This is a genomic window from Streptomyces sp. M-16 (assembly GCF_052114405.1).
GTDB lineage: Bacteria > Actinomycetota > Actinomycetes > Streptomycetales > Streptomycetaceae > Streptomyces.
In genome coordinates, this window is record NZ_JBFRER010000083.1 from 1 (window position 1) to 15,102 (window position 15,102).

Sequence of the window (15,102 nt, forward strand, 5' to 3'; positions counted from 1 at the left end):
TCCAGCTGATCCGCGAAGAAATCGCTGTCCGTCTTCACCGGCTTGGTCGTCGCGAACAACTGCGCCGCCTCCGGCGCCGAGTAGAACGCCGACAGGCCCTGGAACTCGGAGTCCACGTTCGACCCCGCGTCACGGAAGGTCCCCGCCGCGGTCGTGATCGCGTTCTTGTCCTGCTCCAACGCGTCCAGGTCACCCGTGAACTGCGGAATCGTGCACGGATTGATCGGTACGTGATCCGTCACTTCTGCCCCGCCCCCGGAAGATCGATCCTATTGCCGCACTCTCATGTTTACCTCCCGGACCCGGCGAACGCCAAAGGGGAAACGGGTCGGTGGCAACGTGCGGCCGAAAGCTCGGGGCGACGACCGAGGCCGTGGGGCCCGATGGTGCTCACCCTCACCTACGCATACCACCGTCGCCGTCGGGCGGTCAACAGGGGGTGATGGCCCGTACGTCGGCGCCGCGGGCGCGGAGCCAGTTCTCCAAGTCCCGTCCGGCCAGAGGGTGTCGGGTGCCGTCCGGGGTTAMGAGGGTGGCCGGGCCGAACACCGTTCCCGTCAGGCCCGTCACGTGGGTGGAGTCGTCCAGGATCACGTGGAAGGAGTTCTCCCGTAGCTCCGCGCCACTGAGGTCCGCCCCACGCAGGTCGGTGTCCAGCAGCGAGGCGCCGAGGATGCGGGCGCCGCGCAGGCGGGCCCCGCGGGCGTCGGTGCCGTAGAGCTCCGCCCGGACGAGGTCGGCCCCGTCGAGGACGGCTCCGCGCAGGTCGGCCCCGTCCAGGTCGGCCCGTACGAAACAGGCCCCGGTGGCGTCGGCGCCGCTGAGGTCGGCCCCGGCGAGGTGGGCGCGGTAGAACTCGGTGCCGACCAGCCGCGCGCCGGCGAGTCGGGTCCCGGCGAACCAGGACTCCGCGAAGTCGGCGCCGTCCAGGACCGCCCCGCCGAGGTCGAGCCCCGCCATGTCGGTGCCGCCGTGGGCCCCGGCGCCCTCCCGCACCCACTCCCACAGCCGGTCGGCGGCCTCCGGGTCGGCGGGCGGCAGCACCCGCCAGGGCAGGACGGCGGGGCGCCGGTGCCAGTACCAGCCGCCGGCCGCCGGCCCGGGGCCGATCTCCTCACCGCCGTCCGCCACGGTCACGGCCCGGAACCGCGCGTCGAGCGCTCCCAGCTCCGGATCCCCTTCGAGATCCGCCAGCCCGTCCCGGCCCGCGAGGTCCTCGCGGTACTCGTCCAGCCCGTACCAGCGCAGGGGCGGCCAGTCGGCCTCCATGCGGCAGATCAGGTCGGCCCAGCCCCACAGCCGCCGGTCGGTAGCGGCCGGGGCGGCCGGCGCCGCCCGGACCAGCTCGGGCAGCCCGCGCACCTCGGCGCGCGGGAAGGCGTCGACCCGGGCCTGCGTGGCCGTCACCCGCAGACCCGCCCAGTCCTCCCCGGGGTGGTCGGGCTCCTCGACGCGGGCGAACGTCGCCCCGCCGGTGGGGGTCAGCACCCGGGCGATCCAGGGCAGGACGTCCCCGAAGTCGATCAGTACGGTCATGCCCAGTCCGTGCGCCAGGGCCCGGCCCACCTCGGCGGTGCCGGGCGCCCGGGGGACGGCGGGGCCCGCGTACACCTCCAGGGAGCACGGGACGTCGCCCCGCGCGTGCCACCGGACCCCGCACTGGACGGGGGTGTCCCACCGCCAGCCGTCGCTTTCCCCCTCGGGCCCGACCTCCACACCGGCGGCGCCCACCCCGAGCGCCGCTCCGAGCACCCGGGCCAACTCCTCGGCCTCCGGCCGCCCGGCGACCAGGAACCCGTACGCGGTCCCTCTCAGCTCTGCCATGGGGCCACGTTAGACGGGCCCGGTGTCAGCGGGCCGGGCGGTGTGCGGCGTCCAGGGTGAGGTGCCTGACGGGGCGGACGCGCCATTCGGGGCGGGTGCCGTCGCGCAGGACGATGCTGAAGCCGGCGGGTTCGCCGCGGTGGAGGGCGGCCAGGGCGTGGATCCGGCCGCCGCCGTCGGCCCAGGCGAGGGCGCGRGTCACCTCGTCGGGGTTCAGGGCGAAGGGGTGCGTGGCCCGGATCTGGTGGCCGATCAGCCGGATGGCGCGCTCAGGGGTGTCCAGCATGACCCGGTAGAGCAGTTCAGGGGGCGCGTCGTACGCGTCGTGGCGGCACCGACAGCCCCGAGATCGCCGTCGAGGTCGTGCTGGGGGACCGGCGGGTCACCGTCCACGTCTACGACTGCGCGCCCGAGCGGCGGCCGCAGAGCGGCAGGCCCGGGCTCCTCGGCACCCGTGGTCGCGGGCTCGGGCTCGTCGCCGCCTGTGCCGACGACTGGGCGGCGGTGTCCCAGGGGAGTGCGTCAAGGTCGTCTGGTTCGGCTTCGTGGCCGGGGCGCGGGAGTGAGGCCCGCGCGGGGAGGCGCCCCGGCCCGGGGTGGGGCGGGGGCGCCGGGGAGGGGACGGGTCAGCAGGGGCGGATGTGGAAGACGGGGGTCCAGGAGGCCGTGCCGGTGGACTTGGCCACGTTCGACCAGCGCTCGCTGCCGTCGGAGTTGTAGAAGCGGGCCCGGGTGCCGGAGGTCTGGTTGTTGTTGAAGGTGCCGTTGCCGACGCCGTCGAAGTCGTAGTAGCCGCACCGGTAGTAGTCGTAGGAGTAGCCGCGCCCGTCGACGATGCACAGGTGGCCGTTGTCGCAGGCCAGGGCGGTTTCGGGAGAGGCGAGGTCGCGGGTTTCGGCGCGGCCGGGGACGGCGACGGTCACGGTGCCGCCTGCGGTGGCGAGTGTGTTCGCGGAGACCTGGCGGGCCTGCGGGTCCTTCGCGAGGACGGCGTCGACCCGCTGCTGGAGCTGCCCGGCCTGCCGGCCGGAGAGTCCGGCGGCCCGTGCCTGCCCGGCGTAGACGGTCTGCTGGTCGGTCGGGGTGGTGGTCGAGGCGTGGGCGGACAGGACGGGCCCCGCGAACAGGGCCGCGGTGGCGGTCATGATCGCCAAGGTCTTGCGCGCTGACATGGTGGTTCCCCTCTGCATCGGCGACCGGAGGGCGGCCTCTGGGTGAGGGGCGGCCCGGTGTCGAGGCCCATCCTTTCGAAGGCAGAGCGGCCCAAGAAGGGTGGAATCGGTCTTGATGGGGTTCTCCTACGCCTAACACCCATAACGGCCGGTACCGTCGACCTCAGGCGTCTCGCACGTGCGTACGCGCATGTCGGTGTAACGGGCAACGGGTTTGCCCTTCTGGCGTGCGCGTTCCTCCGGACCCGGCCCTCCCCCCGGGGCCGGCCCGGCCGGGTGGCGTGAAAAAGGCGCTGGTGCCGTGAGTACGGGTACTCATGCGGGAAGGGTGAGCGCCGCCTAGGTTCGCGGGGTGTCCACCGACCCGACGGCGGAGCCGTCCCCTTCCACCCGCGGCGGTTGGTGCTGCCTGCTTTTCGCCGCCCTGCCCCTCGTCTGGTTCGTCGCCGTCCTGATCCAGCCGGAGTGGGCGTTCTGGTATCCGGTCTGGGTGGGGGCCGTGGTCTGGAACGGCGCGGACGGACACGGCGGCATCAGCCACCTGTTCGGCTGACGGCCGCCAAGGGCTCAGCGTTTGACGATGCGGTCGAGGGTGTCGGCGAGCCGGTCCTTGAGCGCCTCGCGGTGGCGCAGGGGGGTCCGGGGGGACGTCTGGTCCGGGCGTGCCCCGCGGTCCGCGAGGACGTAGAGCAGGCGCAGGGTGCGCAGGCAGTTGCTGATGTGGGCGGGGACCGGGGTGCTGATGCCGTCGGCGCCGAACGCGGCGGCGATCGGGTCCAGCCATGCCGTCGCGGCGTCCTCGTCCAGGTCCGGCCGGGTGAGGACGCGGGCGACGCCCCGCGCCAGCCGGTCGTCCTCCAGCTGGTCGTACACGTGGGCGGTGGGGGCCGTCAGCCGGGCGGCGGCCAGGCGCAGCATCCGCGCCGGGTCCACCTCGGGGTGACCTCCGAGCGTGCCCAGCAGGTCGGCCCCGTGCGCGACGGCGTGGAGCCAGCCCAGCTCCGCGTCGTGGCCGCGCAGGTCCTCCTCCGCGGGGTACCAGCGCTCGAAGGCGTCCACCCAGCCGGCCCTGAGGTCCCCCCTGGTCACGAGCATGTCGAGGACGAGGGGGGCGAAGGTGCGGGCCTGGACCTGCGGGTGGCGGAAGCGGGCGGCCATCTCGTCGCCCAGCTCCAGCCGCCGGGGCGCGCCGATCACCCCGCCCGCTATCCAGGACGCGAGGACGGAGTACGGGGCGCCGTCCCGGATCCGCGGATCGGGGTCCGCCAGGGCCTCGGAGAGCTCTCGTACCAGTTCTTCCAGGGGGCGGTCGGCGGGCGCGGCGCAGCCGGCGGCTTCGATCTCTGTCCAGTCGGTCACGTGCCGGGACGATAGGGCCCGCCGCCGCCGTGCACCACGGAATATCGGCCGCGGGCGGGAGGAGCGGTCAGAGGATCGCCACCGGGGCGACCGGTGTGCCGGTGCCGCCGACGAAGGGTTCCGGCATCGCGGACAGGAGGAAGGAGTGGCGGCCCGCTTCCGCACAGGCTGTGGACAGTTCCTCCAGGTTCCAGTTCTGGCCCTGGTGCATGCCCATCTCGACCAGGTGGAGGGCGTGCACCGGCAGCCACAGGTTCTCGATCTCCGGCGGGAAGATCTCGAAGGTCAGGGTGTCGTTCGCGACCGCCGCCACGTCGCGGGCGTGGAACCACTGCGGGGTGCGCACCGAGAGCCCGGGGGACGGGAAGCCGTAGCCGTGCCTGTCGCCCGCCAGGTAGGCCTGGATCTGGCCGGTGCGGACGAGGACGACGTCGCCCGCTCGGACCTCCACCCCCGCGAACTCCTCCGCCTCCGCCAGGTCCTCCGGGGTGACGGCGTGGTCCCCGGGCAGCCGGTCCAGGCCCTTCGCGCGGGCGACGTCGAGGAGGACCCCGCGCGAGACGATGGGGGTGGCCTTGTCGATGCCGCTGAACTCGGCGCGCGCGTGCGCGGTGATCGTGGACGCCGGGCGGCCGTTGTAGATCCGCCCGGAGTGGGAGACGTGCGTCAGGGCGTCCCAGTGGGTGGCCGACTGGAGCCCCATCGTCACGGCGTCGTCGCTGCACGCCACCGTGCCCGGCCCGAACAGCTCCTGGTTGATCTGGACCATCGTGTGCAGCGGGTTGATCCGGCCGGGGATCATCCCGGCCTGCACCCCGTCCTCCTTGAGCGGCAGGGCGAGCGGGACGCGGCGGCCCGTGCGGACCTCGGCGGCGGCCGCCCGGACGACCTCCCCGGTGATCAGGTTCAGGGTGCCGATCTCGTCGTCGGCGCCCCAGCGGCCCCAGTTGTTGACGCGCTTGGCGATCTCGTGGAACTCGGCGGGCAGGCTGCTCATGGTTTTCATCAGCTCCTGGAGGTGCGGGGGCAACGGGGGCTTGTGCGAAGGGATCTGACTGGTCATAGAATCTAACGGACCGTCAGAAATCGCGGGAAGGGGCCGGACGTGGGGAACTTCTTGGCAGGCAAGGTCGTCGCCGTCACCGGCGCGGGCCGGGGCATCGGGCGGGCCGTGGCACTCGCCGCCGCCGCCGAGGGCGCCCGGGTCGTCGTCAACGACTACGGCGTCGGGATCGAGGGCGGCGAGCCCACCAGCGAGGTCGCCGAGGCCGTGGTCAAGGAGATCACCGCCGCCGGAGGGCAGGCCGTCGCCGTCGCGGACGACATCTCCACCATGGAGGGCGGACAGCGCATCGTCGACACCGCCCTCGCCGAGTACGGGCGCATCGACGGCGTCGTCTGCGTCGCCGGCATCCTGCGCGAACGGATGCTGTTCAACATGTCCGAAGCCGAATGGGACCCGGTCGTCGCCACCCACCTCAAGGGCACCTTCACCGTCTTCCGGGCCGCCTCCGCCGTCATGCGCAGGCAGGGCACCGGCACCCTCATCGGCTTCACCAGCGGCAACCACCAGGGCTCCGTCGCCCAGGCGAACTACAGCGCCGCCAAGGGCGGCATCATCTCCCTCGTCCGCAGCGCCGCCCTCGGCCTCAACAAGTACGGGGTCACCGCCAACGCCGTCGCCCCCGTCGCCCGCACCCGCATGTCCGCGAACGTCCCCATGGAACTCAAGGAGATCGGCGAGCCCGAGGACGTCGCCGCCCTCGTCACCTACCTCCTCAGCGACCGCGCCAAGGACGAGGGCATCACCGGGCAGGTCTACACGATCGCCGGACCCAAGATCGCCGTCTGGGCGCAGCCCCGCGAACTGCGCGCCGGCTACGCCGAAGGCTCCTGGACCCCCGAGAAGATCGCCGACTTCCTGCCCGGCACCGTCGGCACCGACCCGATGCCGATGCTCGCGCAACTGGAGGCCATGGCACGGGCGGCGGCCGCCAAGGACCGCCCCAACGCGTGAAGGGAAGCCGGTGGACTTCAGCTTCGGGACCGAGGACGGGGAGCTGCGACCCCGCGCCCGCGCCTGGCTCGCACAGCACCTCACGGGCCCCTACGAACGGGCCGTCGGTCTCGGCGGGCCCGGCAGCGAGCACCAGGAGGTGGCCACCCGCCGCGCCTGGGAACGGGAACTCGGCCGCGGCGGCTGGATCGGTACCGGCTGGGACCTGCCCGCCGGGACCTACGGACAGCAGCGGCTCTCCCTCACCGGCCAGGTCGTCTGGGCCGAGGAGTACGCGGCGCTGCGCGCACCCGGCCGGGTCGGCCACATCGGCGAGAACCTCCTCGCCCCCACCCTGATCGCCTACGGCACCCCCGAACAGCAGGCCCGCCACCTCCCCGCCATCGCCCGCGGCGAGGAACTGTGGTGCCAGGGCTACAGCGAACCCGGCGCCGGATCCGACCTGGCCGCGGTGCGCACCACCGCCGTGCGCGACCCGGCCGACGGGCTGCTGCGCGTCACCGGGCAGAAGATCTGGACCTCCCTCGCCCACGACGCCGACCGGTGCTTCGTCCTGGCCCGCACCGAAGCCGGCTCGCGCCGCCACAGGGGCCTGTCCTTCCTCCTCGTGCCCATGGACCAGCCCGGCCGGATCGAGGTCCGGCCCATCCGCCAGATGTCCGGCACCGCCGAGTTCAACGAGGTCTTCTTCGACGGCGCCGTCGCCACCGACGTCGTCGGCGGGGAGGGCAACGGCTGGACCGTCGCCATGGGCCTGCTCGCCCTCGAACGGGGCGTGTCCACCCTCGTCCAGCAGATCGGCTTCGCGGCCGAACTGGAACGGGTGATCGACGCCTACGCGGCCTCCGCCGCCCCCGACCCCGCCCTGCGCGACGACCTCGTACGCCAGTGGGCCGAGCTGCGGACCATGCGGTGGAACGCCCTGCGCACCCTCGGGACCGCCGGGGATGGGGGCGCGCCGAGCGTGGCGAAGCTGCTGTGGGGCCGCTGGCACCGGCGCCTCGGCGAACTGGCCGTGGCCGTACGGGGCGCGGCGGCGACCGCCGGCCCCGGCCCGTGGTCGCCGCAGGTCCCGTACGGGACGGGGCTCGACGAGGAACAGCGCCTGTTCCTGTTCACCCGCGCCGACACCATCTACGGCGGCTCGGACGAGATCCAGCGGAACATCATCGCCGAGCGGGTGCTCGGCCTGCCTAAGGAGCCCAGGTGAGAGGCGTCGTGTTCGACGGCAAGCAGGCCCAGGTGGTCGCGGACCTGGAGATCCGGGATCCGGGGCCGGGGGAGGTGCTCGTCGCGATCGGTGCGGCGGGGCTGTGCCACAGCGACCTGTCGGTGATCGACGGGACGATCCCGTTCCCGCCGCCGGTGGTGCTCGGGCACGAGGGCGCGGGGGTGGTGGAGGCGGTCGGCGCGGGGGTCACGCACGTGGCGCCCGGCGACCACGTGGCCCTGTCGACGCTCGCGAACTGCGGGGCGTGCGCCGACTGCGACCGGGGCCGGCCCACCATGTGCCGCAAGGCGATCGGGATGCCGCGGCAGCCGTTCTCCCGCGGCGGGAAGCCGCTCTACCAGTTCGCCTCCAACTCGGCCTTCGCGGAGCGCACGATCGTCAAGGCCGTCCAGGCGGTGAAGATCCCCCAAGACATCCCGCCGGCCTCGGCCGCGCTGATCGGCTGCGGGGTGCTCACGGGCGTCGGGGCCGTCCTGAACCGGGCGAAGGTGGACCGGGGCGAGTCGGTGGTCGTCATCGGCACCGGCGGCATCGGGCTCAACGTGCTCCAGGGCGCGCGGATCGCGGGGGCCGGCACCATCGTGGCGGTGGACGCGAACCCGGCCAAGGAGGCGGTGGCCCGGCAGTTCGGCGCCACCCACTTCATCGACGCCTCGGCGGCGGCGGACACCACGGCCGCCGTCCGCGAGATCCTGCCGACGGGCGCGGACCACGCCTTCGAGTGCGTGGGCAGCGTCAAGCTGATCCGGCAGGCGATCGACCTGCTGGACCGGCACGGGCAGGCCGTCCTGCTCGGCGTGCCGGGCTTCAAGGAGGAGGCGTCCTTCCTCGTGTCGTCCATGTACCTGGACAAGACGATCATGGGCTGCCGTTACGGGTCCTCCCGCCCCCAGCGCGACATCGCCCTGTACGCCGAGCTGTACCGGCAGGGGAAGCTGCTGCTGGACGAACTGGTGACGGAGACCTACCCGGTGGAGGACTTCGCGAAGGCCGTCGACGACGCCCGCCACGGGCGGGTGGCGCGCGGGGTGCTCACCTTCTAGGCGCGCCGTACGGGGTGGCGGAGAGCAGCGGGGAGCCGGTCACGCCCTGCGGCGGCGCAGCCCTCGGCGAGGAACGCGGCCGGCCCGCCCAGGGCGTCGAGAAACCATTCGGCGAGCCCGCCCGTCACCACGATCCGGTGCCGGGCGGGCCCGCCCCACAGCGCGTCGACGGGCGCAGCGCCTCTGCGTCAATGGCCCTGTGGTTGGAGGGACCTGAGGCGGCGGGCGGGGCGGGGTCCGGTCAGTCGGCCAGGCGGCCGAAGCGGCCCTTGTGGAAGAGGAGCGGGTCGCCCTCGCCGGCCGCGCCCATGGCCTCGACCCGGCCCACCACGATCAGGTGGTCCCCGCCGGTGTGGACGGCGTGGATCCGGCAGTCGATCCAGGCGGGCACGTCGTCGAGCTGGGGCGATCCGGTGACGGGTGCGGGCCGGTGGGCGACCCCCGCGAACTTGTCGGCGCCGCTCACCGCGAACGACCGGCACAGCTCGCCCTGTTCGGCCCCGAGGATGTTGACGCAGAACACCCCGGCGCGGGCGATCCGCGGCCAGGTGGTCGACGTACGGGCCACCATGAAGGTGACCAGGGGCGGGTCCAGGGAGAGCGAGGCGAAGGACTGGCAGGCGAAGCCGGCCGGGCCCTCCTCGCCCTCCGCCGCCGGGGCGGTGATGACGGTGACCCCGCTCGCGAAGTTCCCGAGGACGGCACGGAACTCGGCGGGGCTGACGGGCGCGCGCTCGTCGGCCCCGACGGCCCGCAGGTCGGGGCGGGGCAGGGCGTCGACGCGGTCGGGCTCCGCCCCCGTGGAGGTGGGGGAGCCGACCGACCTGAGGTATCGGACGACGGTGGCCGCCATCCCTGCGTGTCCCATCACACGGACGATTGAACCTGACGGCACGTCAGATAGGAAGAGGGGCACCCGAACGGGTGAAACCCCCCGGCCCTCGTGCCCCGTACGGGCCACCGCGGGCGGGGGCTCGGCATGGTGGCGGGTGGACTCGTACCGGCGTTCCCGTACTCCAGGAGGAGAAGCCATGCTCGGCACCGACTTCCGCACCGGATCCCCCAACTGGCTCGACCTCGGGAGCCCCGACACCGCGGCCGCCGCCGCCTTCTACGCCCGGGTCTTCGGCTGGAAGTTCGTCTCCGCCGGGCCCGAGGCCGGCGGGTACGGCTTCTTCCAGCTCCAGGGCAAGACCGTCGCCGCGCTCGGCCCGCTCACCGAGGAGGGGGCCCGGTCCGCCTGGATGGTGCACTTCCAGACCTCCGACGCCCGCGCCACCGCCGAAGCCGTCCGGGCCGGGGGCGGGAGCGTACGGATGGAACCCATGGACGTCATGGGGGAGGGCTGGCTGGCCCAGTTCACCGACCCGCAGGGTGTGGAGTTCGCCTGCTGGCAGCCCGGCAAGACCGGCGGTCTGGGCCTGGCCTCCGACGTGAACTCCCTGGTGTGGGTGGAGCTGCACGTGCCCGACCCGGTCGCGGCCATCGCCTTCTACCGCGGCCTGTTCGGGTGGCGGGCCGCGGAGATGCAGACCCCCGGCATGCTGTACCGGGTGCTCAGCGTCGCCGACGGCGACCAGCAGGAGGGCTCCTTCGGCGGCGTCGCCCCGCAGGGCGAGGGCGCGGGCGGGGGATCGTCCATCGTGCCGCGCTGGGTGCCCTACTTCCACGTCGCCGACGTGGACGCCACCGTCACGGCCGTCGAGGGCGGGGGCGGCGAGGTCCTGATGCCGCCCGTGGACGTGCCGGCGGTCGGGCGGATCGCGTGGGCCTCCGACCCGGCCGGGGCGGTGTTCGCCCTGCTGAGGCCGGACCCGCAGATGTAGGCGGGGACTCAGCGGCCCCGGTACTCGGGCGTGCGGCGCTCCTTGAAGGCGGCCACGCCCTCGTTCGCGTCGGCCGTGGTCATGTTCAGCTCCTGGGCGGTGGCCTCGGCGGCCAGGGCGGTCGCCCGGTCGCTGTCCAGGGAGGCGTTGACCAGCTGCTTGGTCAGCGCCAGGGCGCGGGTCGGGCCCTGGGCGAGGCGCTCGGCCCAGGCGCGGGCGGCGGCCTCCAGCCCGTCGGCGGGGACCACCTTGTTGACGAGGCCGAGGCGGGCCGCCTCCTCGGCGGGGACGGCGTCGCCGAAGAACAGCAGCTCCTTGGCCTTCTGCGGGCCGAGGAGGCGGGGCAGGAGGTAGGCGCCGCCACCGTCGGGGACGAGGCCGCGGCGGACGAACACCTCGATGAAGCGGGCGCCTTCGGCGGCGATCACCAGGTCGCAGGCGAGCGCGAGGTGGGCGCCGATGCCGGCGGCGGTGCCGTTGACCGCGGCGATGACGGGCTTCTCGCAGTCCAGCACCGCCGTGATCAGGCGCTGTGCGCCGAGGCGGATCATGCGGGATACGTCGCCGGCCATGCGGGGGGCCTGCGGCGGGGTGGGGGTGGCGGGGGGCGGGCTGCGGAGGTCGGCGCCCGCGCAGAAGCCGTTGCCGGTGGCGGTGAGGACGACGGCCCGTACGGCCGGGTCGGCGGAGGCTTCGGCGAGCAGGGCGATGACGTGCTCGCGCTGCTCCCAGGTGACGGCGTTCATGGCCTCGGGGCGGTTGAGGGTGATCCAGGAGACGCCGCCCTCCAGGCGGTGCAGGACCTCGTCCACGGGGGCTCCGTTCGGGGGGTTGGCGGGGGTCGGGGGTGGCCGGGGTCGGGACCGGCCGAAATCCAGCCCCGCCGGCGTTTGAGGCGCGGGGGTCCGGGGGCGGAGCCCCAGGGGTCGGGGTGGGGCCCCGGGGAGCGACCGGCCAGGTCAGCGGCATGCGGCCAGGGCGTCCAGGGCCACCGCCCCCTGGCCCCGGGGGAGGACCATCAGGGGGTTGATGTCCAGCTCGGACAGGACGTCACCCAGTTCCAGCGCCATCCGCTGGACCCGGAGGATGACCTCCACCAGCGCGTCCACGTCGGCCGGGGGTGCGCCCCTGACCCCCTCCAGGAGCGGGTGGCCGCGCAGTTCGGTCAGCATGTGGCGGGCCTGGTCCTCGCCGAAGGGCGGTACGCGTACCGCCGCGTCGTGCAGGACCTCGACCAGGACGCCCCCGAGGCCCACGGTGACGGTGGGGCCGAAGAGGTCGTCCTGGGTGACGCCGACGACCATCTCGACGCCCCGCTCGACCATCTGGCAGACGAGGACGCCGTCCAGGGGGATGTTCTCGTAGCGGGCGATGTCGGTGAGTTCCCGGTACGCGTCGCGGATCTGGCTCGCCGAGGTGAGGCCGATCTTGACGAGTCCCAGCTCGGTCTTGTGCCCCAGCTGGGGGCCCGAGGCCTTCATGACGACCGGGTAGCCGACCAGGCCGGCGGCCCGGACGGCCGCCGCCGCGCTGGTGACGAGCTGCTCGCGGGGGACCCGGATCCCGTAGGCGCGCAGGAGCTGCTTGGCCGCGTGTTCGCTGAGCTGCTGGCCGGGCCGCATCAGGGCCTGGGCCTTGCGGAAGGACGGGGAGGGGGTGCGGGGGGCGTCGTCGAAGGGGGAGCGGTAGGAGGCGGTGAAGCGGTGGTGGCCGAGGTAGGCGCGGACGGCGGTGATGCAGTTGCCGAAGGTGCGGAAGGTGGCCACGCGGGAGGAGCCGAGCAGGGTGGTGCGGTAGGCCTCCTCGGTGCCTATGGGGGAGCCCCAGATGACGCAGACGAGTTTGTCCGTCTGTTCGGCCGCGTCCACCAGGTCCTGGGCGAGCCTGTCGCTCATCGGGGGGAAGGGGCCGGTGATCGGGCAGATCAGGACGCCGACGGAGGGGTCGGCGAGGATCGCGTCGATGATCTTGCGGCCGCGCCAGTCGCCGACGGGGTGGCCGCCGTTGTCGACGGGGTTGGCGACGCCCAGGTAGTCGGGGATCCACTGGTGGAGTTCCCGCTGCTTGGCCTCGGAGAGGGTGGGCAGGGTGAGGCCCGCCTCCGTGGCGAGGTCGGAGAAGTGGGCGCCGGTGCCGCCGGAGATGGAGTAGACGACCACTCCGTCGGCCCGGGGCGCACGGGCCCGTGCGAGGAGGGCGGCGGTGTCCTGGAGTTCGTCGAGCCCGTCGACGCGGATCACGCCGAACTGCCGCATGGCGGCGTCCACGACGGTGTCGGCCCCGGTGAGCTTGCCGGTGTGGGAGGCGGCCGTACGGGCGCCGGTCTCGGTGCGGCCCACCTTGACGGCCACGACGGGGACGCCGTTGCGGGCGGCCCGGTCGGCGGCCAGGAGGAACTGGCGGCCGTCCTTGAGGCCCTCGACGTAACAGGCGATGGCCCCCACCTCGGGCTGCTCGGCGAAGTACGAGATGAAGTCGGAGGTCTCCAGATCGGCCTCGTTGCCCGTCGGCGCCCAGTGGGACAGGCGGATGCCGAGCTCCTGGAGGGTGTAGACGGGGCGGCCCTGGTGGCCGGACTGGGTGATGAGGGCGATGGCGGGGCCTTCGAGGTCCTCGCGGAACTCCTCGAAGGCGTTGAGGTTGGTGTTCGGGCCCAGCAGCCGCAGCCCCGAGCGCCGCACGGCGGCGCTCAGGCGGGCCTGCGCGGCGGCGCCCGCTTCGCCGGTCTCGGCGAAGCCGGAGGCGAAGGCCACCGCGAACTTCACCTTGGTGTCCGCGAGTTGCTCGATGACGGGGACCGGGTCCGAGACGAGGAGGACGGCGAGGTCCACCTCTTCGGGCAGGTCGGCCACGGAGGCGTGGCAGGGCAGCCCGAAGACGGTGGCGCGGGTGGGGTGCACGGGGTGGATGCGGGCGCCGACGCGGCCGGCCCAGGCGATGAGCTGGCGCGTGATGCCGGTGTTGGGTCTGCCGTCGGCGTCGGAGGCGCCGATGACCGCCACGGACTCGGGCCGGAAGAACCGGTCCAGGTCGGGCACATCGGAGTGCAGGGGCCGGCCGCTGACGTCCAGTTCGGCCGCGTCCCCGTCGGAAGGCGCCGCCGTGGAGTGGACGGCCGTCCTGGGGGTCTCCCCGCAGGCCTCGACACGTGCGCGGAAGTCGGTGGTGAGGGTGCCGTGAGTAGATCCAAGCATCGTTCCGCCCGCTCCTGCTCGATGAACCTCGATGAAATCCATAGCTGACGCGTTGTCAGATTACTGAACTGACGCGCCGTCAGGAACAGGGATGCGCAGGAAAGGTGGTGGAGGTGGTGTGCCTGAACGGTGACAGAGGTGCTCGGGTGCGGTCCAGGCCCGTTTCGGCCTAGACGGAGGGCCGCCGCCCCTGGCGCCGGGACAGGGCCCTGGCGATCCGCTCCGCGTCCCGGGCGAGCTCGCGGAGCATGCCGCTGATGGGGTTCGTGAACCCGGTGAAGTACAGGCCGGGGGCCCCGGCCGGGGTGCGGGGCCCGTGGACGAGGGGGCGCCCGCGCCCGTCCAGTACGCCGAGGTGGCCCACCAGGCCCTCCAGGGCGCGCCCGTAACCCGTCGCCGCGATCACCGCGTCCGGGGTGATCCGCGCACCGTCCGCCAGTACCACCCCGGCCCCGTCGAAGGAGGCGACGGCCGCCACCGGCTCCACCCTGCCCCGGCGCACCGCGTCGATCAGCCCCACGTCCTGCACCGGGATCGCCCCCTGCCGCACCCTGCTGTACAGGCCGGTCGAGGGCCGCGGCAGCCCGTACGCCGACAGGTCCGGGACCGAGGCGCGCGCCACGAGCGCCCCCAGCCGGTCCACGAACCGCACCGGCAGCCTCCGTACGAGGATCCCCGTGCGCTGCGCCGGCCACCCGGCCGTCGAGCGGCGCACGATGTGCGGGGCGGTGCGCACCGCGAGCCGCACCCGGGCGGCCCCGCCCTCCACGAGGTCCACCGCTATCTCGGCGCCGGTGTTCCCGGCCCCGACGACGAGCACGTCCTGCCCGGCGTACGGCCCCGGCTCCCGGTAGGCGGCGGCGTGCAGCAGCCGCCCCGTGTACTCCTCGCGACCCGGCCAGTCGGGGAGCGCCGGCGTGTGGTTGAAGCCGGTGGCCACGACCACGGCCCCGGCGGCCAGCATCCGCCCGCCCGAGGCGTGCAGGGTCCAGCCGTCCCCGTCGGCGGCCCGTTCGATCCGGGTCACCTCGACGCCCGTGACCAGCTCCAGGGCGTGGAACTCCGCGTACTTCTCCAGGTAGCGCACCACGTCCGCCCGCGCGACCCAGCGCCCGAACCGCCTCGGTATCGCCAGTCCCGGCAGGGCCGACAGGCGCCGGGTGGTGTGCAGGCGCAGCCGCTCGTAGTGCCCCCGCCAGGAGGCGCCGACGGAGCCGGACTTCTCGACGACCACCGCGCGCACCCCCCGGGCGCGCAGCGCGGCGGCGACGGCGAGGCCGCCGGGGCCCGCGCCGATCACGTACACGGGGCGGGGCTCGGTGGTGGTCAGGTCGGGCTCGGACATGAGCAGTGATCGTATCGACACACAGCGTTGATGGGTCTCGGACGAGGAGGGAATCGATTGCGGATCGATCACGGCCGCCCGGACGCCCCTC

15 protein-coding genes are annotated in these 15,102 nt (G+C 73.8%); 5 read left to right on the forward strand and 10 right to left on the reverse strand.

Annotated features, from left to right (window positions below; genetic code table 11):
* The 4 genes from AB4039_RS29405 to AB4039_RS29420 form a co-directional block, all read right to left on the reverse strand.
* Window positions 1-242, reverse strand: a 242-nt coding sequence (locus AB4039_RS29405) for a hypothetical protein (RefSeq protein ID WP_442272214.1), incomplete at its 3' end; no start/stop codon positions are given.
* 187 nt (window positions 243-429) lie between these two features.
* The gene (locus AB4039_RS29410) at window positions 430-1,824 is read right to left on the reverse strand and encodes a pentapeptide repeat-containing protein (RefSeq protein ID WP_442272215.1); all 1,395 of its coding nucleotides are present in this window, start codon (window positions 1,822-1,824) and stop codon (window positions 430-432) included.
* Between the two features lie 25 nt (window positions 1,825-1,849).
* Window positions 1,850-2,110 carry a hypothetical protein gene (locus AB4039_RS29415; RefSeq protein ID WP_442272216.1) on the reverse strand — a complete coding sequence of 87 codons (261 nt, stop codon included), beginning with the start codon at window positions 2,108-2,110 and terminating at the stop codon, window positions 1,850-1,852.
* A gap of 340 nt (window positions 2,111-2,450) precedes the next feature.
* Window positions 2,451-2,996: a hypothetical protein gene (locus tag AB4039_RS29420; RefSeq protein WP_442272217.1), complete on the reverse strand. Its 546-nt coding sequence runs from the start codon at window positions 2,994-2,996 to the stop codon at window positions 2,451-2,453.
* Window positions 2,997-3,348: 352 nt separating this feature from the next.
* Here AB4039_RS29420 and AB4039_RS29425 point away from each other — a divergent pair, with 352 nt between their 5' ends.
* Entirely contained in the window at window positions 3,349-3,549 is a 201-nt protein-coding gene (locus AB4039_RS29425) for a hypothetical protein (RefSeq protein ID WP_266840911.1), read from the forward strand.
* 14 nt (window positions 3,550-3,563) lie between these two features.
* Here AB4039_RS29425 and AB4039_RS29430 read toward each other — a convergent pair whose 3' ends face one another.
* Together AB4039_RS29430 and AB4039_RS29435 are read right to left on the reverse strand one after the other, a co-directional pair.
* Entirely contained in the window at window positions 3,564-4,355 is a 792-nt protein-coding gene (locus AB4039_RS29430) for a DUF2785 domain-containing protein (RefSeq protein WP_442272218.1), read from the reverse strand.
* Between the two features lie 67 nt (window positions 4,356-4,422).
* A complete protein-coding gene (locus AB4039_RS29435; RefSeq protein ID WP_442272219.1) occupies window positions 4,423-5,352 on the reverse strand; it encodes a cyclase family protein in 930 nt (309 codons plus the stop codon).
* A gap of 108 nt (window positions 5,353-5,460) precedes the next feature.
* Between AB4039_RS29435 and AB4039_RS29440 the strand changes: the two genes are divergently transcribed.
* The 3 genes from AB4039_RS29440 to AB4039_RS29450 are packed head-to-tail and all read left to right on the forward strand — an operon-like array spanning window position 5,461 to window position 8,646.
* Window positions 5,461-6,372, forward strand: coding sequence for an SDR family NAD(P)-dependent oxidoreductase (locus AB4039_RS29440; RefSeq protein WP_266840913.1), 912 nt, complete (start codon window positions 5,461-5,463; stop codon window positions 6,370-6,372).
* A 10-nt stretch (window positions 6,373-6,382) separates the two neighbouring features.
* The gene (locus AB4039_RS29445) at window positions 6,383-7,582 is read left to right on the forward strand and encodes an acyl-CoA dehydrogenase family protein (protein WP_442272220.1); all 1,200 of its coding nucleotides are present in this window, start codon (window positions 6,383-6,385) and stop codon (window positions 7,580-7,582) included.
* Complete coding sequence (locus AB4039_RS29450) at window positions 7,579-8,646, forward strand: Zn-dependent alcohol dehydrogenase (RefSeq protein ID WP_266840915.1); 1,068 nt, start codon at window positions 7,579-7,581, stop codon at window positions 8,644-8,646. The genes AB4039_RS29445 and AB4039_RS29450 overlap by 4 nt, the downstream gene beginning before the upstream one ends.
* A 241-nt stretch (window positions 8,647-8,887) precedes the next feature.
* Here the strand turns inward: AB4039_RS29450 and AB4039_RS29455 are convergent, their stop codons facing one another.
* Window positions 8,888-9,514 (reverse strand): flavin reductase family protein, encoded by a 627-nt coding sequence (locus AB4039_RS29455; RefSeq protein ID WP_442272221.1) that lies wholly within the window; start codon window positions 9,512-9,514, stop codon window positions 8,888-8,890.
* Window positions 9,515-9,677: 163 nt separating this feature from the next.
* Between AB4039_RS29455 and AB4039_RS29460 the strand changes: the two genes are divergently transcribed.
* Window positions 9,678-10,472 (forward strand): VOC family protein, encoded by a 795-nt coding sequence (locus AB4039_RS29460; RefSeq protein ID WP_442272222.1) that lies wholly within the window; start codon window positions 9,678-9,680, stop codon window positions 10,470-10,472.
* 8 nt (window positions 10,473-10,480) lie between these two features.
* Here AB4039_RS29460 and AB4039_RS29465 read toward each other — a convergent pair whose 3' ends face one another.
* The 3 genes from AB4039_RS29465 to AB4039_RS29475 all read right to left on the reverse strand — a co-directional run bounded on the left by AB4039_RS29465 (window position 10,481) and on the right by AB4039_RS29475 (window position 15,011).
* A complete protein-coding gene (locus AB4039_RS29465) occupies window positions 10,481-11,218 on the reverse strand; it encodes an enoyl-CoA hydratase/isomerase family protein (RefSeq protein WP_442272243.1) in 738 nt (245 codons plus the stop codon).
* 213 nt (window positions 11,219-11,431) lie between these two features.
* Window positions 11,432-13,666 carry an acetate--CoA ligase family protein gene (locus tag AB4039_RS29470; protein ID WP_266840920.1) on the reverse strand — a complete coding sequence of 745 codons (2,235 nt, stop codon included), beginning with the start codon at window positions 13,664-13,666 and terminating at the stop codon, window positions 11,432-11,434.
* 169 nt (window positions 13,667-13,835) lie between these two features.
* Complete coding sequence (locus AB4039_RS29475) at window positions 13,836-15,011, reverse strand: flavin-containing monooxygenase (RefSeq protein WP_266840921.1); 1,176 nt, start codon at window positions 15,009-15,011, stop codon at window positions 13,836-13,838.
* Window positions 15,012-15,102 lie beyond the last annotated feature (91 nt).

Excerpts from the sequence above, each read along its gene's own strand:
- AB4039_RS29420 (WP_442272217.1), bottom strand. The coding sequence starts at position 2,996 with ATGTCAGCGCGCAAGACCTTGGCGATCATGACCGCCACCGCGGCCCTG.
- AB4039_RS29435 (WP_442272219.1), bottom strand. The coding sequence starts at position 5,352 with ATGAGCAGCCTGCCCGCCGAGTTCCACGAGATCGCCAAGCGCGTCAAC.
- AB4039_RS29455 (WP_442272221.1), bottom strand. The coding sequence starts at position 9,514 with ATGGGACACGCAGGGATGGCGGCCACCGTCGTCCGATACCTCAGGTCG.
- AB4039_RS29460 (WP_442272222.1), top strand. The coding sequence starts at position 9,678 with ATGCTCGGCACCGACTTCCGCACCGGATCCCCCAACTGGCTCGACCTC.
- AB4039_RS29465 (WP_442272243.1), bottom strand. The coding sequence starts at position 11,218 with ATGAACGCCGTCACCTGGGAGCAGCGCGAGCACGTCATCGCCCTGCTC.
- AB4039_RS29470 (WP_266840920.1), bottom strand. The coding sequence starts at position 13,666 with ATGCTTGGATCTACTCACGGCACCCTCACCACCGACTTCCGCGCACGT.
- AB4039_RS29475 (WP_266840921.1), bottom strand. The coding sequence starts at position 15,011 with ATGTCCGAGCCCGACCTGACCACCACCGAGCCCCGCCCCGTGTACGTG.